The 24,517-nt window shown below is 55.4% G+C and carries 17 protein-coding genes; 7 read left to right on the plus strand and 10 right to left on the minus strand.

Annotated elements, in window-relative coordinates:
* The first annotated feature begins 2 nt into the window (after nt 1–2).
* From mukF to ACR6JA_RS00425, 6 genes are all read left to right on the plus strand, one after another.
* Nucleotides 3–1,325, plus strand: coding sequence for a chromosome partition protein MukF (gene mukF, locus ACR6JA_RS00400; protein ID WP_213715938.1), 1,323 nt, complete (start codon nt 3–5; stop codon nt 1,323–1,325).
* The gene (gene mukE / locus ACR6JA_RS00405) at nt 1,306–2,022 is read left to right on the plus strand and encodes a chromosome partition protein MukE (RefSeq protein ID WP_008461197.1); all 717 of its coding nucleotides are present in this window, start codon (nt 1,306–1,308) and stop codon (nt 2,020–2,022) included. Before mukF ends, mukE begins: the two co-directional genes overlap by 20 nt.
* The gene (mukB, locus tag ACR6JA_RS00410; protein ID WP_494493309.1) at nt 2,019–6,476 is read left to right on the plus strand and encodes a chromosome partition protein MukB; all 4,458 of its coding nucleotides are present in this window, start codon (nt 2,019–2,021) and stop codon (nt 6,474–6,476) included. The genes mukE and mukB overlap by 4 nt, the downstream gene beginning before the upstream one ends.
* A gap of 182 nt (nt 6,477–6,658) precedes the next feature.
* On the plus strand, nt 6,659–8,497 hold the full coding sequence (gene ldtD, locus ACR6JA_RS00415; protein ID WP_008461201.1) for a L,D-transpeptidase: 1,839 nt from the start codon (nt 6,659–6,661) through the stop codon (nt 8,495–8,497).
* Between the two features lie 184 nt (nt 8,498–8,681).
* Complete coding sequence (mepK, locus tag ACR6JA_RS00420) at nt 8,682–9,230, plus strand: peptidoglycan L,D-endopeptidase MepK (protein WP_008461203.1); 549 nt, start codon at nt 8,682–8,684, stop codon at nt 9,228–9,230.
* 39 nt (nt 9,231–9,269) lie between these two features.
* Nucleotides 9,270–9,917, plus strand: coding sequence for an MBL fold metallo-hydrolase (locus ACR6JA_RS00425; RefSeq protein WP_213715935.1), 648 nt, complete (start codon nt 9,270–9,272; stop codon nt 9,915–9,917).
* Between the two features lie 57 nt (nt 9,918–9,974).
* Here the strand turns inward: ACR6JA_RS00425 and ACR6JA_RS00430 are convergent, their stop codons facing one another.
* The 5 genes from ACR6JA_RS00430 to ACR6JA_RS00450 all read right to left on the minus strand — a co-directional run bounded on the left by ACR6JA_RS00430 (nt 9,975) and on the right by ACR6JA_RS00450 (nt 17,329).
* Nucleotides 9,975–11,165 carry an amino acid aminotransferase gene (locus ACR6JA_RS00430; RefSeq protein WP_213715934.1) on the minus strand — a complete coding sequence of 397 codons (1,191 nt, stop codon included), beginning with the start codon at nt 11,163–11,165 and terminating at the stop codon, nt 9,975–9,977.
* A 185-nt stretch (nt 11,166–11,350) separates the two neighbouring features.
* On the minus strand, nt 11,351–12,445 hold the full coding sequence (ompF, locus tag ACR6JA_RS00435) for a porin OmpF (RefSeq protein ID WP_284143114.1): 1,095 nt from the start codon (nt 12,443–12,445) through the stop codon (nt 11,351–11,353).
* A 596-nt stretch (nt 12,446–13,041) separates the two neighbouring features.
* Complete coding sequence (gene asnS, locus ACR6JA_RS00440; protein WP_008461212.1) at nt 13,042–14,442, minus strand: asparagine--tRNA ligase; 1,401 nt, start codon at nt 14,440–14,442, stop codon at nt 13,042–13,044.
* A 177-nt stretch (nt 14,443–14,619) separates the two neighbouring features.
* Complete coding sequence (pncB, locus tag ACR6JA_RS00445; protein ID WP_166875399.1) at nt 14,620–15,822, minus strand: nicotinate phosphoribosyltransferase; 1,203 nt, start codon at nt 15,820–15,822, stop codon at nt 14,620–14,622.
* Nucleotides 15,823–16,084: 262 nt separating this feature from the next.
* Nucleotides 16,085–17,329 carry a hypothetical protein gene (locus ACR6JA_RS00450; protein WP_008461216.1) on the minus strand — a complete coding sequence of 415 codons (1,245 nt, stop codon included), beginning with the start codon at nt 17,327–17,329 and terminating at the stop codon, nt 16,085–16,087.
* 214 nt (nt 17,330–17,543) lie between these two features.
* Between ACR6JA_RS00450 and pepN the strand changes: the two genes are divergently transcribed.
* Nucleotides 17,544–20,156, plus strand: coding sequence for an aminopeptidase N (pepN, locus tag ACR6JA_RS00455; RefSeq protein WP_273969033.1), 2,613 nt, complete (start codon nt 17,544–17,546; stop codon nt 20,154–20,156).
* 37 nt (nt 20,157–20,193) lie between these two features.
* On the opposite strand, the gene ssuB is transcribed toward pepN, so the two are convergent.
* Genes ssuB through ssuE form a run of 5 tightly spaced genes read right to left on the minus strand, consistent with a single transcriptional unit; the run spans nt 20,194 to nt 24,449 of the window.
* Nucleotides 20,194–20,964 carry an aliphatic sulfonates ABC transporter ATP-binding protein gene (ssuB, locus tag ACR6JA_RS00460; protein WP_213715930.1) on the minus strand — a complete coding sequence of 257 codons (771 nt, stop codon included), beginning with the start codon at nt 20,962–20,964 and terminating at the stop codon, nt 20,194–20,196.
* On the minus strand, nt 20,961–21,752 hold the full coding sequence (gene ssuC / locus ACR6JA_RS00465) for an aliphatic sulfonate ABC transporter permease SsuC (RefSeq protein ID WP_213715929.1): 792 nt from the start codon (nt 21,750–21,752) through the stop codon (nt 20,961–20,963). Before ssuC ends, ssuB begins: the two co-directional genes overlap by 4 nt.
* 9 nt (nt 21,753–21,761) lie before the next feature.
* Nucleotides 21,762–22,907: an FMNH2-dependent alkanesulfonate monooxygenase gene (ssuD, locus tag ACR6JA_RS00470; protein WP_494493310.1), complete on the minus strand. Its 1,146-nt coding sequence runs from the start codon at nt 22,905–22,907 to the stop codon at nt 21,762–21,764.
* On the minus strand, nt 22,904–23,881 hold the full coding sequence (locus ACR6JA_RS00475) for a sulfonate ABC transporter substrate-binding protein (RefSeq protein ID WP_213715927.1): 978 nt from the start codon (nt 23,879–23,881) through the stop codon (nt 22,904–22,906). Before ACR6JA_RS00475 ends, ssuD begins: the two co-directional genes overlap by 4 nt.
* Nucleotides 23,874–24,449 carry an NADPH-dependent FMN reductase gene (gene ssuE, locus ACR6JA_RS00480; RefSeq protein ID WP_494493311.1) on the minus strand — a complete coding sequence of 192 codons (576 nt, stop codon included), beginning with the start codon at nt 24,447–24,449 and terminating at the stop codon, nt 23,874–23,876. Before ssuE ends, ACR6JA_RS00475 begins: the two co-directional genes overlap by 8 nt.
* Nucleotides 24,450–24,517: the final 68 nt, after the last annotated feature.

The following is a 24,517-nucleotide window of genomic DNA, read 5'->3' on the forward strand; positions in this document are numbered from 1 at the left end:
TTATGAGTGATTTTTCCCAGACAGTGCCTGAACTGGTTGCCTGGGCCAGGAAAAATGATTTTTCGATCTCGCTACCGACGGAGCGCCTGACGTTTTTGCTGGCCGTGGCCACCTTAAACGGCGAGCGCCTTGATGGCGAGCTGAGCGAGGGAGAGCTGATTGATGCGTTTCGTCACGTCAGCGATGGTTTTGAACAAACGAGCGAAACCATCAACGTGCGCGCGAACAACGCCATCAATGATATGGTCCGTCAGCGTTTGCTCAATCGCTTTGTAAGCGAGCTAACCGAAGGCAATGCCATTTATCGCCTGACGCCTCTGGGGATTGGCATCACTGACTACTACATTCGCCAGCGTGAGTTTTCCACGCTGCGTCTGTCTATGCAGCTTTCGATCGTTGCGGGCGAGCTTAAGCGCGCCGCTGATGCGGCCGATGAAGATGGCGATGAATTTCACTGGCACCGCAATGTTTATGCGCCGCTCAAATATTCCGTGGCGGAGATTTTCGACAGTATCGATCTTACCCAGCGCATTATGGACGAGCAGCAGCAGCAGGTAAAAGATGACATTGCCCAACTGCTGAACAAAGACTGGCGGGCGGCGATTTCAAGCTGCGAACTGCTGTTGTCAGAGACATCCGGCACGCTACGTGAACTGCAGGATACGCTCGAAGCCGCAGGGGATAAGCTGCAGGCCAACCTGTTGCGCGTTCAGGACTCAACCCTGGGGCGCGACGATCTTCACTTTGTAGACCGCCTGGTGTTCGACCTGCAAAGCAAACTCGACCGCATTATCAGCTGGGGCCAGCAGGCCATTGACCTGTGGATTGGCTACGACCGCCACGTGCATAAATTTATCCGTACCGCTATCGATATGGATAAAAACCGCGTCTTTGCTCAGCGTCTGCGCCAGTCGGTGCAAAGCTACTTCGATGCGCCATGGGCGCTGACCTACTCCAGCGCCGATCGCCTGCTGGATATGCGTGACGAAGAGATGGCACTGCGGGATGAAGAGGTCACCGGCGAGTTGCCAAGTGAACTCGAGTTTGAAGAATTTAACGAAATTCGTGAACAGCTGGCGGCGCTGATTGAAGCGGCGCTGCAGGTCTACAAAACCCAACAAGCTCCTCTTGATTTGGGCGTTGTGGTACGTGACTACCTCGTGCAATACCCGCGCGCGCGTCACTTCGACGTGGCTCGTATTGTTGTAGACCAGGCGGTGCGTCTGGGCGTAGCGGAAGCGGATTTCACAGGATTGCCGGCTAAGTGGCAAACCATTAACGATTACGGAGCCAAGGTACAGGCGCATGTCATCAACAAATATTGAACAAGTGATGCCGGTTAAACTGGCACAGGCGCTGGCTAACCCTCTTTTTCCTGCGCTCGACAGCCAGCTGCGCGCCGGGCGTCATATTGGCCTCGAAGAGCTGGACAACCACGCCTTCTTGATGGATTTCCAGGAATATCTGGAAGAGTTTTACGCGCGCTATAACGTGGAACTCATCCGTGCGCCAGAAGGATTTTTCTATCTGCGTCCACGTTCCACCACGCTAATCCCTCGTTCTGTGCTCTCCGAGCTGGATATGATGGTGGGCAAAATTCTGTGCTACCTCTATCTCAGCCCGGAACGTCTGGCCAACGAAGGGATCTTCACCCAGCAGGAGCTTTATGACGAGCTGCTAACGCTGGCGGATGAAAACAAGCTGCTGAAGCTGGTGAACAACCGCTCCACCGGGTCCGACCTTGACCGACAAAAACTGCAGGAGAAAGTGCGTGCTTCACTGACTCGCCTGCGCCGTCTCGGCATGATCTGGTTTATGGGCCACGACAGCAGTAAATTCCGCATCACCGAATCGGTCTTCCGCTTCGGCGCCGATGTGCGCACCGGCGATGACCCGCGCGAAGCTCAGCTGCGCATGATTCGCGACGGCGAAGCCATGGCGGTCGAAAGCCGCCTGCAGCTCAATGATGAGAGCGATGAGCCACAACCAGGACTGGATAACGCGGAGGATGAACAAGAATGATTGAACGCGGAAAATTTCGCTCGCTGACGCTGGTTAACTGGAACGGTTTCTTCGCGCGTACCTTCGATCTCGATGAGCTGGTCACCACGCTTTCCGGGGGCAACGGGGCGGGTAAGTCCACCACTATGGCGGCTTTCGTCACGGCGCTTATCCCGGACTTAACCTTGCTGCACTTCCGCAACACCACGGAGGCGGGTGCTACCTCAGGCTCTCGCGATAAAGGTCTTCACGGCAAGCTGAAAGCCGGCGTGTGTTACTCCACGCTGGACGTCATCAACTCACGCCATCAGCGCGTTGTGGTGGGGGTTCGCCTGCAGCAGGTCGCCGGGCGCGACCGTAAAGTCGATATTAAACCCTTTGCGATTCAGGGCTTGCCAACCTCGATTCAGCCGACGCAGTTACTGACTGAAACGCTGAATGAGCGTCAGGCTCGCGTACTCAGCCTGCAGGAGCTGAAGGATAAAGTTGAAGCCATTGAAGGCGTGCAGTTCAAGCAGTTCAACTCCATTACCGACTACCACTCGCTGATGTTTGATCTGGGCATTGTTGCCCGTCGTCTGCGCAGTGCCGCAGACCGTAGCAAATACTATCGCCTGATTGAAGCCTCGCTGTACGGCGGTATCTCCAGCGCGATCACCCGTTCCCTGCGTGATTATCTGCTGCCGGAAAACGGCGGCGTGCGTAAAGCCTTCCAGGACATGGAAGCGGCGCTGCGTGAAAACCGCATGACTCTGGAAGCGATTCGCGTCACCCAGTCCGACCGTGATTTATTTAAGCACTTAATCTCGGAAGCGACTGACTATGTGGCGGCAGACTATATGCGTCACGCCAACGAACGGCGTATCCACCTGGATAAAGCGCTCGAATTTCGTCGCGAACTGCTGATCAGCCGCCAGCAGCTGGCCGCCGAACAATATAAGCACGTTGATATGGCGCGCGAGCTGGGCGAACACAGCGGTGCGGAAGGCGATCTGGAAACGGATTACCAGGCGGCAAGCGATCACCTGAACCTGGTGCAAACGGCGATTCGCCAGCAGGAGAAGATCGAGCGCTACGAAGCTGACCTCGACGAGCTACAAATTCGTCTTGAAGAACAGAATGAAATCGTTGCCGAGGCCCACGAGCAGCAGGAAGAAAACGAGGCCCGTGCCGAAGCCGCAGAGCTGGAAGTGGATGAGCTGAAAAGCCAGCTTGCCGATTACCAGCAGGCACTCGACGTGCAGCAGACTCGTGCGATTCAGTATCAGCAGGCGCTGCAGGCGTTAGAGCGCGCTCGTGAACTGTGCCATCTGCCGGACTTAACCGCCGACAGCGCCGACGAGTGGCTGGACACCTTCAAAGCGAAAGAGATTGAGGCGACGGACAAGTTGCTGTCTCTTGAGCAGAAAATGAGCGTGGCTCAGGCGGCTCATAGCCAGTTCGAACATGCTTACCAACTGGTGACGGCGATCAGTGGCCCGGTGAGCCGCAGCGAAGCCTGGGACACCGCGCGTGAACTGCTGCGCGACAGTAGCAACCAGCGCCATCTGGCCGAACAGGTCCAGCCGCTGCGTATGCGCCTCAACGAGCTGGAACAGCGCCTGCGTGAACAGCAGGAGGCCGAGCGTTTGCTCGCCGATTTCTGTAAACGCCAGGGGAAACAGTTCGATCCCGAAGATCTTGAAGCGCTGCATGAGGAACTGGAAGAGCGCATCGGTGCGCTGCAGCAAACCGTAGCCGAAGCAAGCGAACAGCGTATGGCGCTGCGTCAGGAGCTGGAACAGATTCAGGCCAGCATCAAAACGCTGAACCTGCGCGCGCCAAGATGGATTGCGGCGCAAACCAGCCTGACTCAGCTGTGTGAGCAAAGCGGCGAGCAATTTGACGCCAGCCAGCAGGTGACTGAGTACATGCAGCAACTGCTGGAGCGCGAGCGCGAATCCACCGTTGAGCGTGACGAAGTTGGGGCGCGTAAACGCGCCGTAGATGACGAAATCGAACGCCTCAGCCAGCCTGGCGGTGCCGAAGACCCTCGCCTCAACGCGCTGGCCGAACGTTTTGGCGGCGTGCTGCTGTCTGAAATTTATGACGACATCGGTCTCGAAGATGCACCGTACTTCTCCGCGTTATACGGCCCATCCCGCCACGCCATCGTGGTGCCCGATCTTTCGCTTGTGCGCGAGCAGCTGGAAAATCTGGAAGATTGCCCGGAAGACTTGTACCTGATTGAAGGGGACCCGTCTTCGTTCGATGACAGCGTGTTTACCGTTGAAGAGATGGACGCGGCGGTGCTCGTCAAAACCGCTGAACGCCAGTGGCGCTATTCGCGTCTGCCGGAGCTGCCACTGTTTGGCCGCGCCGCGCGTGAAAACCGCCTTGAAGCACTGCATAACGAACGTGAGTCACTGGCCGAGCGCTTCGCGACGCTTTCTTTCGATGTACAGAAAAACCAGCGCCTACACCAGTCGTTTAGCCGCTTTATCGGCCAGCATTTGGGTGTGGCGTTTGAAGACGATCCTGAAGCGGAAATTCGTCACCTCAATAGCCGTCGCGGCGAGATTGAGCGGGCGATCAACAACCACGAAAATGACAATCAGCAGCAGCGCCAGCAGTTTGAACAGGCGAAAGAGGGCGTGGCCCAGCTTAACCGACTGCTGCCGCGTATTAGCCTGCTGAATGACGAAACGCTGGCCGATCGCTGCGATGAAATCCAGGAGCGCCTGGATGAAGCCGAAGAATCAGCTCGCTTTATTCACCAGCACGGCAACCAGTTGATCAAGCTGGAAGGCGTTGCTAGCGTGCTGCAGAGCGACCCTGAACAGTTCGAGCAGCTTAAAGACGACTACGCTCACGCGCAGCAAATACAGCGTGATGCTCGTCAGCGCGCGTTTGCGCTGACCGAAGTCGTGCAGCGTCGCGCCCACTTCAGCTACAGCGATTCTGCCGCCATGCTGGACGGCAACAGCGACCTGAATGAGAAGCTGCGTCAGCGTCTGGAACAGGCTGAAGTGGAGCGGACGCGTTCCCGTGAAGCGCTGCGCCAGCACGCCCAGCAGTTGGGTCAGTACAACCAACTTCTGGCGTCGCTGAAAAGTTCGTTTGATACCAAAAAAGAGCTGCTGACGGATCTGCATAAAGAATTGCAGGATATCGGCGTCCGCGCAGATACCGGGGCGGAGGAAAGAGCACGTGCGCGCCGCGATGAGCTGCATACCGCGCTCAGCAACAACCGCTCGCGCCGTAATCAGCTTGAGAAGCAGCTGACTTACTGCGAAGCGGAGATGAACAACCTGACCCGCAAACTGAAGCAGCTGGAGCGTAATTACTTTGAAATGCGCGAGCAGGTTGTGACGGCGAAAGCAGGCTGGTGCGCCGTCATGCGTATGGTGAAAGACAACGGCGTTGAGCGCCGCCTGCATCGTCGTGAGCTGGCTTATCTCTCCGGGGACGATCTGCGCTCTATGTCGGATAAGGCGTTGGGTGCGCTGCGCCTGGCGGTGGCCGACAACGAACATCTGCGTGACGTACTTCGTCTGTCGGAAGATCCAAAACGCCCTGAACGTAAGATTCAGTTCTTCGTCGCGGTTTATCAACATCTGCGCGAGCGTATTCGCCAGGACATCATTCGTACCGACGATCCGGTTGAAGCCATCGAACAGATGGAAATTGAACTGAGTCGCCTGACAGAAGAGCTGACTTCACGCGAGCAGAAACTGGCGATCAGCTCCCGCAGCGTGGCGAACATCATTCGCAAGACGATCCAGCGCGAGCAGAACCGTATTCGCATGCTCAACCAGGGCCTGCAAAGCGTCTCCTTCGGTCAGGTGAAGAGTGTTCGTCTGAACGTCAACGTGCGCGAGGCTCACGCAACGCTGCTGAACGTTCTTTCCGAGCAGCATGAGCAGCATCAGGATCTGTTCAACAGCAATCGCCTGACCTTCTCCGAAGCGCTGGCGAAGCTTTATCAGCGCCTTAACCCGCAGATCGACATGGGCCAGCGCACGCCGCAGACCATCGGCGAAGAGCTGCTGGATTACCGTAACTACCTGGAAATGGAAGTTGAGGTAAACCGTGGTTCAGACGGCTGGCTGCGTGCAGAGAGCGGGGCGTTGTCCACCGGGGAAGCTATCGGGACCGGGATGTCTATCCTGGTGATGGTTGTTCAGAGCTGGGAAGATGAGTCGCAGCGCCTGCGTGGGAAAGACATTTCCCCTTGCCGCCTGCTGTTCCTGGACGAAGCGGCGCGACTGGATGCCAAGTCCATCGCCACGCTATTTGAGCTGTGTGAACGTCTGGAAATGCAATTAATTATTGCCGCTCCAGAAAACATCAGCCCGGAAAAAGGGACCACCTATAAGCTGGTGCGTAAGGTCTTCCAGAACAGCGAACACGTTCATGTTGTTGGCCTGCGTGGCTTTGCGGCCCCGGCGCTGCCAGAGCCGCAGCAGGGTTCGGAAACGGCGGACGCCTCGTAAACCAGCGATACTGGATGCGATATTATCAAGCGGGCTAAGGCCCGCTTTTTCTTTGTCGCGAACAGTCTTAATCTTTAATTTTCTTTACATTTTGTCAGGCAAATGGTTTTTACTGTTTATATACTAGTGGTGAATACTTCCCGCCTTTGACGGTGAGCACAGTAATAAACAGGGGGCAAGGGATGTTGCTTAGAAAAGCTAAAGATTTTCGATTATCGGCAGTCGGTTACTGCCTCGCGCTCAGTTTCGCTCCGCTGTTTGTGGCCCAGGCCGACGAGCCTGCCGTCGTTCCCTCCGACAGTTCTGCTTTCCAGACCGATCGGCCCACGGAACTCAATCAGCCTTTGGCGCAGTCTACGGCGACGGCCACGATGGCCGGAACTTTGCCAACAAACACCTCCACGATGTCGGCGGCACAAAGCCGGTCGCAGCTTATTGCGGGCCTGCCTGCGGGCTACACGCCGGTTTATCTCAACGCTCTGTCGGCCTTCTATGCTGCGCGTGACATGAAGCCGATGTGGGAAAACCGCGATGCGGTTAAGGCCTTTCAGCAACAGCTGGCGGAGGTGGCCATTGCCGGAATACAGCCGCAGTTTAACCAGTGGGTTGAGCTGTTGACCGATCCCGCAGTGACCGGTATGGCGCGCGATGTGGTGCTTTCCGACGCCATGATGGGTTACCTGCAGTTCGTTTCGGGCATCCCGATTGACGGCAATCGCTGGCTTTATAGCAGCACGCCTTACAAGTTAAAAACGCCGCCCCTGTCGGTGATTAACCAGTGGCAGGTAGCCGTTGATCAGGGTTCTCTGGTGAACTTTATCGACAGCCTTGCGCCTCAGCATCCGCAGTATGCCCAGCTGCATCAGTCGCTGATTCATCTGTTGGCTGATACCCGTCCGTGGCCGCAGATGGCCGGCAAAGAGACATTAAGGCCAGGGCAGTGGAGCAACGACGTGGGGGCGCTGAGAGAAATTCTTGCCCGAACCGGAATGCTTCAGGACAAGCCATCGGGGGTGACCAGCGTGGCTGATGTCACCGTAAGCCCGTCCGCGATTAACGTCGAGGACGCGTCTCCTCAGGCTGGCAAGAAGAAATCTCAGGTTGCCGCCCGCGGCGTTTATAGCCGAGATCTGGTCGATGGCGTGAAACGCTTCCAGCAATGGCAAGGGTTAGGCTCGGACGGTGCGATTGGCCAACTGACGCGCGACTGGCTTAACGTCACGCCTCAGCAGCGTGCAGCCCTGGTAGCATTGAATATTCAACGTTTACGCCTGCTGCCGGATAAACTTGAGACCGGCATTATGGTGAACATTCCTAACTATTCGCTGGTGTATTACCTTAACGGCAATGAAGCGTTGGCTTCTCGCGTTATCGTTGGGCGGCCGGATCGCAAAACCCCGATGATGAGCAGCGCGCTGAACAACGTTGTGGTTAACCCTCCGTGGAACGTGCCGCCGACGCTGGCGCGAAAAGACATTCTGCCAAAGGTTCGCCAGAATCCGGGTTACCTGGAACAGCACGGCTATAGCGTGATTCGCGGCTGGAGCAACAATGCGGAGATGATCGATCCGTGGCGCGTAGACTGGTCGACGATCACCGAGAATAATCTGCCGTTCCGTTTCCAGCAGAAGCCCGGCACGCAGAACTCGCTTGGACGCTACAAGTTTAATATGCCGAGTTCTGACGCCATCTACCTGCATGACACGCCCAATCATAATCTCTTCCAGAAGGATGCAAGGGCGCTGAGTTCAGGCTGTGTACGGGTCAACAAGGCGTCTGAGCTGGCAAATATGCTGTTGCAGGATGCCGGATGGAATGATTCCCGTATATCCAGTACCTTGCAGGAAGGGAACACTAAATACGTCAATATCCGGCATAACATTCCGGTTAATCTGTACTATCTGACCGCTTTTGTCGGAAAAGATGGCCGCACCGAGTTTCGTACAGATATTTACAATTATGATCTCACCGCGCGATCTGGCGCACAAAACCTCGCAAAAGCCGGGTTATTAATCCGCTAAACGCAACATTTCTAATGAATTAGTGGTCGTAGAAAATGTAAAACGCAGCCGGGCCCTCTGCAGGGCCCGCCGTTGCAGGGTTTTATCGTGCCTTGACTCCCCGGATTCGGGCAGTTATGGTGCGATGGCTGTGCGCAAAAGTGCATATTAAACCATCATTTTATTACCTGTAGACCTGGATATCATGGACAAATTTGACGCTAATCGCCGCAAGCTACTGGCTTTGGGGGGCGTGGCTTTCGGTGCCGCTCTCATGCCTTTGCCGTCGTTTGCCACCCTCTCGACACCACGCCCGCGTATTTTGACTCTCAATAACCTGCATACTGGAGAGTCACTGAAAGCTGAGTTTTTTGATGGCAGAGGCTATATTCAGGATGAATTAGCAAGGCTTAATCATTTCTTCCGGGACTACCGGGCGAACAAGATTAAATCCATCGATCCTTCCCTGTTCGACCAACTCTATCGCCTGCAGGGGCTTTTGGGGACTAACAAACCGGTCCAGTTGGTTTCCGGCTACCGTTCCATCGACACCAATAATGAACTCCGTGCTCACAGCCGAGGCGTGGCGAAAAAAAGCTACCACACCAAAGGCCAGGCGATGGATTTCCATATTGAAGGCGTTTCGTTAAGCAATATTCGCAAAGCAGCATTATCTATGCGGGCAGGTGGTGTAGGATACTACCCCAGCAGCGACTTTGTGCATATTGATACCGGGCCGGTAAGGCACTGGTAAAACAACGGAATCCGGCTTTGTTGTCGGTAATGGAGCAGCATGAACTATCACATTATTCCGGTCACGGCTTTTGCCCAGAACTGTTCTCTTATTTGGTGCGAGGAAACGCAGCAGGCAGCGCTGGTGGATCCCGGCGGCGATGCGGCGCGCATTAAGCAAGAAGTGGCACAGAAAGGCGTGCAGATTAGCCAAATTCTGTTGACGCATGGTCATCTCGATCACGTTGGCGCGGCGGCTGAGCTAGCGGCACATTACGGCGTGCCCGTTATGGGGCCGGAAAAAGAAGATGAGTTCTGGCTGCAGGGACTGCCGCAGCAAAGCCGGATGTTTGGCCTCGACGAGTGTCAACCTTTGACGCCGGACCGCTGGTTAAACGAAGGGGAATGTGTTTCCGTAGGGAATGTAACTTTACAGGTGTTGCATTGTCCGGGGCATACGCCTGGCCATATCGTTTTCTTCGATGCGGCCTCTCGTTTACTGGTTTCGGGCGATGTTATCTTTAAAGGCGGAGTGGGGCGCAGCGATTTCCCGCGTGGTGACCATGCGGCGTTGATTGATTCTATCAAACGTAAGCTGCTGCCGCTGGGGGATGATGTGACCTTTATTCCCGGCCACGGCCCAATGTCTACGCTGGGCTATGAACGCCTGCATAATCCGTTTTTGCAGGATGAGCAGCCGGTCTGGTAAGACGGGTTTCCAATAAACAAAGAGCCGCTAAAGCGGCTCTTTTGCTATACGTGGTGATTACAGCACGGCAACGATGGCTTCGCACAGCGGCGCCATGTTATCCGGCGTCATGCCCGCCACGTTAACGCGGCCAGATGCGACGGCGTAAACGCCGAACTCTTCACGCAGGCGCAGGACCTGTTCTTTGGTCAGGCCGCTGAACGAGAACATCCCGTTCTGGTTAATAATGAAGCTGAAGTCGCGGTTGGCGCCTTTCTCCTGCAGGGTATTCACAAACAGCTGACGCATGCGGTGAATACGCTGACGCATATCGGTCAACTCTTGTTCCCACATGGTACGCAGCGCGTCGTTGCTCAGAATAGTCGCCACAACGGAGGCACCGTGTGCCGGTGGGTTGGAGTAGTTGGCACGAATAACCGATTTCACCTGGCTGAATGAACGGTCAGCGGTATCAGCATCGGCGGCAACCAGCGTGAAAGCGCCCACGCGTTCGTTGTACAAACCGAAGTTCTTGGAGTAGGAGCTGGCGACCAGCAGTTCTTTGTGGCCGGCCGCGAAAAGACGCAGGCCTTCCGCATCTTCTTCCAGGCCACGGGCAAAGCCCTGGTAAGCAAAGTCAAACAGCGGCAGCCAGCCTTTGGCCAGCGACATCTCTGCCAGCGTTTTCCACTGTTCGGCGGTAGGATCGATCCCGGTTGGGTTATGGCAGCAGCCATGGAACAATACGACGTCACCGGCTTCCGCCGCCTGCAGGCTGGCCACCAGGCCATCAAAGTCCAGGCTGTGATTTTCCGCATCGTAGTAGGCGTACTCTTTCACTTCCAGGCCCGCGGCGTTAAACACGCTTTTGTGGTTCGGCCAGCTTGGGTTGCTTACCCAAACGCGTTTTGCTGCGGTGTTTTTCGCCAGGAAATCAGCGGCAACGCGCAGCGCACCGGTCCCGCCTGGGGTTTGTGCCGTACGGGCGCGTTTGTCGGCAATAAGCGCGTTGCTTTTGCCGAACAGCAGCTCTTGCGTGCAGCGGCCAAACTCTGGAATACCATCAATGCCCAGATAGTTTTTGGTGGTCTCATTTTCCAGCAGATAAAGCTCAGCTTTCTTCACGCTGGTCAGGACAGGGGTTTTACCGGTCTCGTCCTTATAGACCCCGATGCCGAGGTTAATTTTGGTTGGACGGTCGTCGGCGCGAAACAGGTCAGCCAGACCAAGAATAGGATCGGCAGGGGCAGCGGTAATGTTCTCAAACATGACGGGTTCCATTAGTGATATCGGGGGAAATCGCTTTCAGGTTAACTGCTGTTTTACGAATTGCCAACCGTTTGCGACAAAAAGAGACGGTTAGCGATAACATCGGGTTTATTCTACTTTTTTGCCATAAAAAAACAGGGCCGAAGCCCTGTTTTTAAACATTTCAGACAAACAAATGGCTGAAATTAGAACTGGTAAACGATACCAACAGCAACGGTGTCGTCGTCGCTCAGGCCCAGCTTGTTGTTTTTGTCCAGCTGGTTGATCTGGTAGTCAACGTAGGTAGACATGTTTTTGTTGAAGTAGTAGGTCGCGCCGATATCAATGTAGTTGATGTAGTCTTCGCTGCCGATACCTTCAACATCTTTCGCTTTAGATTTGTAGTAAGCGATGGATGGACGCAGGCCGAAATCGAACTGGTACTGTGCCACAACGGAGAAGTCCTGAGTTTTGTTCAGGTAGCCCTGGGTGCCATTGATTCCCAAGCGAGTTGCGTTGTGGCTTTCACCGTACAGCGCGGCCAGGTAGATGTTGTTCGCGTCATATTTCAGACCGGTAGCCCACTGCTCAGCTTTACCGTTGCCGTTGCCGTATTTCAGGTTGTTCTGAGCTGCCAGACGGTTAGCAGCGCCGTATGCGCCTACAACACCGAAGCCATCAACGGTGTAGCTTGCGGAGGTCGCCCAGCCGTCACCGTTTGAACGAACGATATCTTTACCGCTGTTGGTTCCACGATCGTTTTTACCCAGGTACTGAACGCCGAAGTCCAGACCGTCAACCAGGCCGAAGAAGCTGTGGTTACGGTAAGTGGCCAGGCCACCGTTACGACCGGAGAAGAAGTTGTCGCTCGCGCCGGTATCGCCACCGAATTCTGGCAGCATATCGGTCACGCCGATTGCATCGTAAACCAGGCCGTAGTTACGACCGTAGTCGAAGGAGCCCGCATCACCGAATTTCAGACCCGCGAAGGCCAGACGAGTTTTGTTGTTGGCCTGAGAGTCAGTACCGCCTTCAGAGTTGCTGCCGCTGAAGTTATATTCCCACTGGCCGTAACCGGTCAGCTGGCTGTTGATCTGGGTTTCGCCTTTGAAGCCCAGACGAGCGTAAGTTTGGTCACCGGTGCCATTTGGGCCGTCGGTTTTACCGAAATAGTGCAGACCTACCGCTTTACCGTACAGGTCAACTTTGTTGCCGTCTTTGTTATAGATTTCTGCAGCGTTAGCTGCACCGGCTACCAGCAGAGCAGGGATAACCACTGCCAGAATATTGCGCTTCATCATTATTTATTACCCTCATTGTGGTTTTTATGGACACCTGCCACTGCCGTCAATAATTCTTTACGGAACTATTGATGATAGTTTGGTGTCTTTCTGTATCTGTCTGGCATCTTTCCATCCATGAAACCGTTTCGCTAGCCTGAAAGTGCTACAAATGCGCACATTGAGTTTCAAAAAGAAAATATGTGTAACTTAATATTAATTTCAGGGAACTTTGTGAACCATTTCAAATTTCATTCTTAGCGCAACAAAAATGCTTCGCTTGTTAACATATATATATGAATTACTTATGTTTAATCCGCATAAGCTCAATGAGTGGGTATTTCTTGTTCACAATTGTTCATTTTTTGACTTGTTTTTGGATGTCCAGATGTCTGTGCGAAAAGTGAACGATTGTGCTATGCCCAGCACCGATTTGAAATGCGAGCAAACTTAAGCGCAATTTTTGTTAAAGAGTGTGAGATAGAAATAGTTGGTAACGGGGCAGTCGGGAATGGCGGTTGAAATTGACGTTTGCTTAATGAGCGTTGAAGAAAATAGACCTTTTATTGTCAAATGTAAAAAAGGCCAGCGAAAAGCTGGCCTTTGGTTTTGTTGGCTTAGAAGCTGGCGTTACGCGGGGTACGTGGGAACGGAATCACGTCGCGCACGTTCTGAACGCCGGTAACATAGGCGATCAGACGCTCAAAGCCCAGGCCGAAACCGGAATGCGGCACGGTGCCGTAGCGGCGTAGGTCGCGGTACCACCAGTAATCTTCTTTATTCAGACCCATTTCAGCCATGCGCGCATCCAGCACATCCAGACGTTCTTCACGCTGGGAACCACCGATGATTTCACCGATGCCTGGCGCCAGGACGTCCATCGCGGCAACGGTTTTACCGTCTTCGTTAAGGCGCATATAGAAAGCTTTGATGTCTTTCGGGTAGTTTTTCACCACCACCGGTGCCTTGAAGTGCTGCTCGGCCAGGTAACGCTCGTGCTCGGAGGAGAGATCGACGCCCCAGTAAACCGGGTTTTCGAACTTATGCCCACAGTTCAGCAAGATGTCGACCGCATCGGTGTAGTTCACCTGGGCGAAGTCTGCGGAGATGAAGCGTTCGAGACGCTCAATGGCCTCTTTGTCCACGCGCTCGGCAAAGAACTTCATGTCGTCCATGCGTTCTTCCAGAACAGCCTTAAAGACGTACTTGAGCATCGCTTCGGCCAGGCCGGCAACGTCGTCCAGATCGGCAAAGGCGACTTCCGGCTCCAGCATCCAGAATTCAGCCAGGTGGCGGCTAGTGTTGGAGTTTTCCGCGCGGAAGGTTGGCCCGAAGGTATAAACCTTGGACAGCGCGCTCGCGTAGGTTTCGCCGTTCAGCTGGCCGGAAACGGTCAGGAAGGCTTCTTTCCCGAAGAAGTCTTTATCAAAATCGACTTTGCCTTCTGCGGTGCGAGGCAGATTTTCCAGATCCAGCGTTGAAACGCGGAACATCTCACCGGCGCCTTCGGTGTCCGAAGCGGTGATCAGCGGAGTCGATACCCAGAAATAACCATTTTCATGGAAGAAGCGATGCAGCGCCTGGGCCAGCGTGTGACGCACACGCGCTACGGCACCAATCATATTGGTACGTGGGCGGAGGTGAGCCACTTCGCGGAGGTATTCAATGCTGTGGCGTTTGGCCGCCATCGGGTAGGTATCCGGATCGTCAACCCAGCCGGTCACTTCAACTTTGGTAGCCTGAAGTTCGAATGCCTGGCCCTGGCCCTGAGACTCGACCACTTTGCCGGTAACAATCACGGAGCAGCCGGTGGTCAGGCGCAGCACGTCTTCATTGTAATTGGGCAGAGAATTATTAATGACGGCCTGTACAGGATCAAAGCAGGAACCGTCGTAGACGGCGAGGAAGGAGATACCAGCTTTTGAATCTCTTCGAGTACGTACCCATCCGCGCACGGTGACTTCGCTGTCAACGGCGGCACGGCCCTGGAGTACGTCGGCTACAGGCACAACGCTCATAGTTTTCTCTCTATTAAATGGTCAATGACAAAAAAAATAGTAACCCACAGATGGGGGTTATCTATGTTACCTGTCGCGCGCCATCAGACAAGCAGAATTCGCGTTACTAATGAAGAAATAAAGGAATGAGAGAAGGGCGGTGAATAGCGAAGCGGCTATTCACCGATTATCGCTGAATCAGCTGGCTTTTTTAACCAGCGGAAGGTCAAAGGCTTTGCGCAGTGCCCGAACAAAGGCTTTGTCGTGGCAGATGGTTTTTCCCGGGCTATCCGAAAGCTTAGCCACCGGCTTACCGTTGCACTCCACGAGCTTAATCACGATGTTCAGCGGCTTAACCTGCGGAATGTCGCAGGTCAGGCGGGTGCCGATACCAAAGCTGAGGTTAACCCGGGATGAGAAGCGGCGGTACAGCTCCACAGCTTTGTTTAAATCCAGATTGTCGGAAAACACCAACACTTTGCTTAACGGATCGATACCCAGCTTCTGGTAGTGGGCAATAGCTTTTTCTCCCCACTCTACCGGGTCACCGGAGTCATGGCGCAGCCCCTGATAGCGCGTGGCGAACTCTTTGCCGAAATCACGCAGGAAAGCATCCATGGTGATGCAGTCAGTCAGGGCTATTCCTAGCTGATCGGGATATTCGTCGAGCCACGCCTGCAGCGCTGCACGTTGGCTGTTCGCCAGGTCCGGGCTTATCTGCTGATGTGCCTGGAACCACTCGTGGGCCTGGGTGCCCATCGGCGTAAGATCAAGCCGGCGGGCCAGATCATAGTTGCTGGTGCCGATAAACCACGGCTCCTGCTTGAGGCGCTCGACAATCGCCTGCTGCACTTCCCGAGAGAAACGGCGGCGGGTGCCGAAGTCCATCAGGCGGAAATGAGAAAGATCCAGCCCGGCGGTCAGCGTGTTAAATTCCTGCAGCTTAGTTTCCAGGTGATCCAGCGCCATTTTTGGCGTCACGCCGGGGGCACGATGCTGGTGAACGACTTCACTGATTACCGCCAGCAGGGGAACTTCCCACATGATGACTTCCCGCCAGGGACCGCTTAGGCGGATATCCAGGTGACCATGATTATTGGTCACCTGAACCTGAGCAGGGTCATAGCGGAAGTCACGCAGCCAGTCGAGGTAATCGGCTTTGAAAAAGGGCAGGCTTTTCAGCCAGTGAAATTCTTCGTCGCTGAGGCGCAGGTGCTGCATAGCCGCGACCTGCTCACGAATAGCCTCGGCATGAATGCCCAGCAGGTCGTCGCCGCGGCAGCGGAATTCCGCTGCGACATTTACGTCGTAATAGCGGTGATAAACCGCTTGCTGCATATGAAGCTTATAGGCGTCAGTATCCAGAAGCGTTTGCAAAATCGGGGAAGCGTGTCGTGTCATGGCGCGTTTCAGCATCCTCTCACAGGAGCGTTTCCATCAGTCCGGGCAAATTAAGACGCGGGAGTATACCCTGATTATCTGTTTATTGAAGCAGGATCACAACATTAGACGGGCAGGCTCTGGGGCAGTTTATGAAATGTTTAGCGCTATAATAGAGTTCAATACATTGAATCAAATGGTGTTTAGAGTACTAAACAAAACGTGCGACATCCTTTTCTCGGTGAAATCACCGGCGCGAATGGCCGCCGATGTTTACTCGCAGCTAACGAATGCGAAGACTGCCGTTCTCCGCTTTTTCACGCAGAGTGTGATTCAGCGATTGAAGTTGCTCGAGCGTCATCCTGCCCATATTCGTTGTGCCCGACCCCAGCAGCGCGTGACTGAATCTGGCGAGTGCGGATGCATCCAGATACAGCGCCTTCAGCCCGTGCTGTTTTTTTTCATTCGGGGTTGGGTTGATACGAATCAGCGCGTCTTTCGGTAACGCGACGTTTTGTACCTTACAGGCAAGCGTCAGCGTGGCAAGATCGGCCAGGGATTTCACTTCAATTTCTTTGAGCTTGCCGCCGTTAGCTGTCCCGCTCAGGGGATGGTTTTCAGCCTGGTAGTTAAACATCGAGGCGGTGTTGCTCAACGAATTATGGATGGTATGGGTTTTCAAGTTGTTCACTTTACTGAAGCCAAACACCAGCGGCAGGGTTTGCCCATCGTTGAGCAGATTCAGGAACGGTAATTTTCCGCCGATCATTTCATTTTCAATGCGCTTAAAGGCGTTACCGATCAGTTTCCGCGTTTGTTCCCCGGAAGGCGGGTGGCTGTTATCCACGAATTTGATATGAGCCGGGACGCCGGTTTGCTGCAGGATTTGCTCCGGCGTTTCCTTTTTTAGGCGATAGCCGTTATTCGACAAAAGACGCACCAGGCTGTCATACACCGCCTCTTCCAGATTATTGCTGCTTTTTAGCGTCAGCGTTGAGGCTGGGAAATGGCTGGCAGAAGAAGCATGATTAATGGCTTTGCTCAGCACGTACAGGTTCGAGCGCGTCTCCACCGTGGTGGGCTTGATGCCCAGTCCTTTGGCGTACACGCGAGGTTTCTGGCGAAGATTCTCACGTGTTTCAAATTTGTTGCTCGACTCCCGAGTTCGATCGGAGAAAAACACTTTTCCCTCCAGCGACTGTGAACCGCCTTTAGGATCGTTCACGCCGCCTTTCAGCGCGCCGCTGCGCAATATTTCAAAGCCCCAGGGAGAGCCATGAAAAGCTTCCGGCTTGATATAGCCCGACGGCGCACTGGGATTCAGCGAAGCCAAAAGGCTGTGGTATAGCCGCGCCCGCGTAGTGCCGTCAATATCACGGCGGTTAGCCAGCGCATCCAGCGGCGAGTTTCCGTGCTGGTCCAGAGCGACAGGTTTATAACCCTGCTGTCTTAGCTTCTGGATGGTAGCAATATCGTTTTGGGCAACGGCCTGATGAAAAGCCATGGGGCCGGAAGGAGGAATACGCATATTAAGTTCTCTCAGGGGGAAGGGGCTGCATTGAGTGGCGGAGGAAAAGGAAGAGTTCCGTGCCGGAAGGTGCAGGAGAGAAAGCGTAATACCGCATAAAGCGGTAAAAAATTTGGGCTATCGGCCGCCAAAGATGAAGATTCTGCGTAGCAACATTCCGGCAACAGGAATAGACTGAAGTTCGTTATCTTACGGACGATGTATAAGGTTTTTTATGACACAACAGCCACAAGCCAAATATCGCCACGACTATCGCGCGGCGGATTATACGATAACTGATATCGATTTGACCTTTGACCTTGATGCCACAAAAACGCAGGTCACCGCAGTCAGCAAAATTGTCCGTCAGGGCGAAGCGGGCGCTCCGCTGCATCTTGATGGTGAAGACCTCACGCTGGTCTCCATTGCCGTAAACGGTAGCGCCTGGCCGCACTATCGCCAGGAAGATGGCGCACTCATTCTGGAGCAGGTTCCTGACGCCTTTACGCTGACGATTGTGAACGAAATCAGCCCGGCAACTAACACCGCGCTTGAAGGGCTGTACCAATCCGGCGAAGCGTTATGTACCCAATGTGAAGCTGAAGGCTTCCACCATATCACCTGGTACCTGGACCGCCCGGACGTCCTGGCGCGCTTCACGACCAAAGTCATCGCCGACAAAAACAAATATCCGTATCTGCTGGCTAACGGCAACCGCATTGCCGAAGGTGAGCTGGAAAATGGCCGTCACTGGGTGCAGTGGCAGGATCCGTTCCCAAAACCTTGCTACCTGTTTGCGCTGGTGGCGGGCGATTTCGACGTCCTGCGCGACAGCTTCAAAACCCGTTCCGGCCGTGACGTTGCGCTGGAGCTTTTTGTTGACCGCGGGAATCTGGATCGCGCTGACTGGGCGATGACCTCGCTGAAGGCGTCCATGAAGTGGGATGAAACCCGCTTCGGCCTGGAGTATGACCTCGACATCTATATGATCGTCGCCGTCGACTTCTTCAATATGGGTGCGATGGAAAACAAAGGGCTGAATATCTTCAACTCGAAGTATGTCCTGGCCCGCGCCGAAACCGCGACTGACAAAGACTACCTCGACATTGAACGCGTCATCGGCCACGAGTATTTCCACAACTGGACCGGTAACCGCGTCACCTGTCGTGACTGGTTCCAGCTGAGCCTGAAAGAGGGGTTAACCGTCTTCCGTGACCAGGAGTTCAGCTCTGACCTGGGGTCTCGCGCAGTAAACCGTATTCAGAACGTGCGTACCATGCGCGCGATGCAGTTCGCCGAAGACGCCAGCCCGATGGCGCACCCGATCCGCCCGGACAAAGTTATCGAAATGAATAACTTCTATACCCTGACGGTGTATGAGAAGGGCTCAGAAGTGATTCGTATGCTGCACACGCTGCTGGGCGAAGAAAACTTCCAGAAGGGCATGCAGCTTTACTTTGAACGCCATGACGGCAGCGCGGCGACCTGCGATGACTTCGTGCAGGCGATGGAAGATGCCTCCAACGTTGATCTGTCTCATTTCCGCCGCTGGTACAGCCAGGCCGGGACGCCGGTTGTCACCGTGCGTGACGACTACAACCCGGAAACTGAGCACTACACGCTGACCATCAGCCAGATGACGCCGCCGACCGCTGAACAGCAGGAAAAACACCCGCTGCATATCCCGTTTGATATCGAGCTATACGATAACGAAGGAAAGGTCATTCCGCTGCAGAAGGACGGTCACCCGGTGCACCACGTGCTGAACGTGACCCAGGCCGAACAGACCTTTGTCTTCGACAATGTCTACTTCCAGCCGGTGCCGTCTTTGCTGCGTGAATTCTCTGCGCCGGTGAAGCTCGAGTACAAATGGAGCGACCAGCAGCTGACGTTCCTGATGCGCCACGCGCGGAACGACTTCTCCCGTTGGGATGCAGCGCAAAGCCTGCTGGCAAATTACATCAAGATCAACGTGAACCGCAGCCAACAAGGGCAGCCGCTTTCTCTGCCGCTGCACGTGGCTGACGCATTCCGCGCCATTCTGCTGGATGAGAAGATCGATCCGGCGCTCGCCGCGGAGATCCTGACGCTGCCTTCGCAGAATGAAATTGCCGAGCTGTTCCAGACAATTGATCCTATCGCCATTGCTGAAGTCCACGGGGCGCTGACCCGCACCCTCGCAGCAGAGCTGGCCGACGAGTTCCTGGCTATCTATAACGCCAATAAGCTCGACAGCTATCGCGTGGATCACGGTGATATTGGCAAGCGTGCGCTGCGCAACACTTGCCTGCGCTACCTGGCGTTTGGTGACGTTGAACTTGCTGAGCAACTGGTACGCGAGCAGTATCAGCAGGCGGACAATATGACCGATTCTATCGCCGCGCTGTCCGCAGCGGTGGCCGCGCAGCTGCCATGCCGCGAAGCGCTGCTGGCTGAGTACGATGAGAAATGGCATAAAGATGGCCTGGTCATGGACAAGTGGTTTGTGCTGCAGGCGACCAGCCCGGGCAGCAACACGCTGGCTAAGGTTCGCGAGCTGCTGAATCACCGTTCCTTCAGTCTGGGTAACCCGAACCGCGTACGTTCGCTGATTGGCGCGTTTGCTTCAGCCAACCCGGCCGCGTTCCACGCCAAAGACGGCAGCGGCTATCAGTTTATGGTCGAGATGCTGACCGAGCTGAACAGCCGCAACCCGCAAATTGCTTCTCGTCTGGTCGAACCGCTGATTCGCCTGAAGCGTTATGACGCAGAACGTCAGGCTAAGATGCGTGCCGCGCTGGAGCAGTTGAAAGGGCTGGAAAATCTGTCCGGAGATCTGTTCGAGAAGATTGCCAAAGCGCTGGCGTAATCTTTGCCCCTATCCCTTTCAGGGATAGGGTATTAAATCAGCCGGTGCGCACCGCGCGCGCCGGCTCCTCTGAATCTCGTTTCATCACTCTGGCAAGCACCTCAGCCTCCAGCTCCGCCAGCTTCACCGATCCCAGGCGGCGCGGACGCGGTAAATCCACCGTCAGATCCAGGCCAATTTTCCCTTCTTCTATAAGCAACACGCGATCGGCCATGGCGACGGCTTCGCTGACATCATGAGTGACCAAAAGCACGGTAAAGCCATGTTCCTGCCACAAAGAAACAATCAGCTCCTGCATCTCAATCCGCGTCAGGGCATCCAGCGCGCCCAGCGGTTCGTCGAGCAACAGCAGGCGCGGACGATGAATGAGCGCCCTTGCCAATGCCACGCGTTGCTTTTGCCCGCCGGAAAGTGCCGCCGGCCACTCATTGGCCCGATTTTCAAGCCCAACGGCGGTGAGCGCTTGAAGAGCCGCGCCTCGCCAGTTATTTTTCAGCCCGAGCCCGACGTTATCTATCACCGTTTTCCACGGCAGCAGCCTGTCGTCCTGAAACATCAGCCGCGTATCATCCTGGCTGTCCCGCAGCGGCGCACTGCCAGCGAATAGCGCGCCGTGATTGGGCGTTTCTAGCCCGGCAAGCAGGCGCAGTAGGGTACTTTTGCCGCCGCCGCTGCGGCCGACCACCGCCACGAACTGCCCGGCGGGGATACGCAGCTCAAGCTGATTGAGAATACTTTTATCGCCGTAGCGTTTACTGACGCCGTTGAGCCACAGCGGCGTGCCCTGGTTCAGACGAGCAGTTGTCATACCGTCTCCTCCTTTAATTGATAAGCCGGATGCCAGCGTAACCAGACACGTTCCAGCAGGCGGGCGCTGACATCGGCGAGTTTGCCCAGCAGCGCATACAGCACGATGGCCACCACCACCACGTCGGTTTGCAGGAACTCCCTGGCATTCATCGCCAGATAGCCAATGCCTGAGTTTGCCGAGATCGTTTCGGCGACAATAAGCGTCAGCCACATCAGGCCTAAGGCAAAACGTACACCGACCATAATGGACGGCAACGCACCCGGCAGAATGACGTGCACAAACAGACTAAACCCGGAAAGGCCGTAGCTGCGCGCCATTTCCAGCAGGCCACGATCGATATTGCGGATGCCGTGCCAGGTATTGATGTAAATAGGAAACAGCGTCCCGAGCGCCACCAGAAAGATCTTGGCCGTTTCGTCGATACCAAACCACAGGATCACCAGCGGGATCAGCGCCAGGTGCGGAACGTTGCGCAGCATCTGAATAGAGCTATCCAGCAGGCGTTCGCCCCATCGCGACAGGCCGCTAATCAGGCCTAAGATCAGCCCCAGCGATCCGCCGATGCTGAAACCAATCACGGCACGCCAGGAGCTGATAGCCAGATGCTGCCAGAGTTCACCGCTGGCTGAGAGGCTCCAGAAAGCCAGCACTACGCCCTCGGGAGAGGGCAAAATACGGGTGGAAAGCCAGCCTGCAGACGAAGCTAATTGCCAGAGAAGCACAATCGCCACCGGCAGCGCCCAGGGGGCCAGGCGCAGCAAGACTTTGTGCACGGACGCTTGCATGGTGCCTCCCTAGCTCTGCGCCACTTTACGCGGGATAAAATCGTTGGCGATAACTTCGCCTTTTTCCTGAACCTGTCGCGGCTGAGGAATTTCTGGGATCGCCACGTCAAGGTGAGGGAACAGCAGTTCGCCCGCTCGGTAGGCTTCTTCCAGATGCGGATAGCCGGAAAGAATAAAGCTGTCGATGCCCAGGTCGGCGTACTCGTTTATTCGGGCTGCGACGGTTGGCCCATCGCCCACCAGCGCGGTGCCAGCCCCACCGCGAACCAGACCGACACCGGCCCAAAGATTAGGACTGATCTCCAGCTTGTCTCGCTTACCGCCGTGTAGGGCGGCCATGCGCTGTTGCCCGACGGAGTCGCTGCGGGTAAAAGCGGCCTGTGCCTTGGCGATGGTAATGTCATCCAGATGAGAAATAAGTCGGTTTGCCGCCTGCCACGCTTCTTCGTTGGTTTCCCGCACGATAACGTGCAGGCGAATACCAAAGCGAACTTGCCGCCCCCGCGCTTCAGCTTTCGCCCGAACTTGCTCGATCTTTTCTTTTACCAAATGTGGAGGTTCGCCCCAGGTCAGGTAAAGGTCAACCTGCTCGGCCGCAAGATCCTGAGCGGCATCGGACGATCCGCCAAAATAAAGCGGTGGGCGAGGTTGCTGTACCGGGGGATAAAGCAGCTTCGCGCCTTTGACCTGGATGTGTTTGCCGCCATAGTCGACGGTTTCACCTTCCAGGACGCGTCGCCAGATGTGCGTAAACTCTGCAGAGGCCTCATAGCGCTCTTCATGGTCCAGAAATACCCCTTCCGCAGCCAATTCTTCAGCATCGCCCCCGGTCACAAGGTTAAACAAGGCTCGTCCGTTGGAAAGTCGGTCCAGCGTGGCGGCCTGGCGAGCGGCAAGAGTAGGGGAGACAACGCTCGGGCGCAGCGCGACCAGGAACTTAAGCCGCTGAGTGACCGGGATCATTGAGGCCGCCACCAGCCAGGCATCCTCGCAGGAACGCCCGGTCGGGATCAGCACGCCGGTGAAGCCGATGCGGTCTGCAGCCTGAGCTATTTGTTGCAGGTAGCCATAGTCGACCGGGCGTGCGCCCGTGTCGCTGCCAAGATAGTGCCCATCCCCGTGGGTAGGTAAGAACCAGAACAGATTCAGACTCATGACTTAGCTCCTTGTGTCGTGCCGGCGGGTTGCCAGATGCGGGTTCGGATATCGACTTTCTTTGGAACAAGGCGATTTTCATAAAACAGGTCGGCGGTATTTTGCTGTTTGGCGGCAGTCGCTTCGTTGACCGGCGTAATTTCTGAAGGAGGGCGATGGTCAAAGTAAGTGGCGATGACTGCTTCAGGCAGGCCCATCGTTTTGGCGAGAAGCGCTACGCTTGCTGCCCGCTGCGTGCGGGTGAGCGCGTCGGCGTCGCTAAAGGTTTTCAGTACCTGTTGAAGAAACGGGCCGTTCGCTTCTGCATAAGGGCGGGAAGCTAAATAGAACGACCCGGTTTGATTCAGCTCGCTGCCGTCCGTTAAGACGCGAACGCCGCCGTTTAACAGTGCCGCCGAATAGTACGGATCCCAGATAGCCCAGGCATCGACGTTCCCCTGCTGAAAGGCCGCGCGGGCATCGGCGGGGGTCAGGTAAGCGGGCTGAATATCGGAAAACTTCAGTCCGGCTTGTTGCAACGCGCGCAACACCAGGTTGTGTGAGCTGGAGCCTTTCTGGAAGGCAATCTTATGGCCTTTTAAGTCCGCCACGGTTTTCAGGGGGCTATTTTCGGGGACCAGAATCACCTCTGCTTTCGGTTTGGGCGGCTCGGCACCTACATACAGCAGATCCGCCCCGGCTGCCTGCGCGAAAATAGGCGGGATATCGCCCGTGCTGCCCAAATCGATGCTGCCGACGTTCAGTGCTTCCAGCATCTGTGGCCCGGCGGGAAACTCAACCCACGAGACTTTGGTGTTCGGGTATTGCTTCTCCAGGAGCTGGTGGCTTTTGGCTAACACCATACTGACAGAGCCTTTTTGGTAACCAATGCGCAGCTGTTCCGGGCCGCTGTCCGAGGCGTTGCTATAGGTTGAAAAAGCGAGCAGGCCGGCAAAAGCGAGCCACGGAGAGCGGCGTTTAAGCAAATTAAACATGGCTCACCCCTCGGGCGTTAAACGGTGAAGGTACCGCAAAGTCACGGCGGTGGAGCGCCTGCCAGAAGGTTTCCAGCGCTTCGTCCAGACGTTTTTGTAGGTTAGGCGTGAAGTGAGGTTTGTGCTGGTAATCGGCTATCTGGCCGTCGTCGGCGAAAACGCCGTGCAGGATCTCCTGTGCTTTGAGCGCATTCAGCACCGGTTTAAGGGCATAGTCCACGGCGAGCATATGCGCCACGGTACCGCCGGTGGCGAGAGGCAGAACAACCTTCTTCTCTAAGGCGCGTTCGGGGAGCAAATCGAGCAGCGTTTTTAGCGCGCCTGAAAACGAGGCTTTGTAAATCGGCGTGGCGATAATCAGGCCGTCGGCAGTGCTGAGTTGTTCGGTGAGGGCTAGCAGCGCCGGGCTGTCGAACCTTGCATAGAGCAAGTCTTCAGGCGCGAAGTTCTGTAAGTGCCAGTGATAAACTTCAACATCAAGGGCGCTCAGCTTCTCCCGCGCATACTCCAGCAGCGAGCTGGAGCGGGACGGGTAGCGAGGGCTTCCGGCCAGGGTAATCACACGCATCACGACTCCTTATAACTAATTGTTTGTTTTTATCTAACATTGATAACAATTAGCGTGATACTCGCAGA

Source organism: Cedecea sp. B1(4), assembly GCF_059414925.1.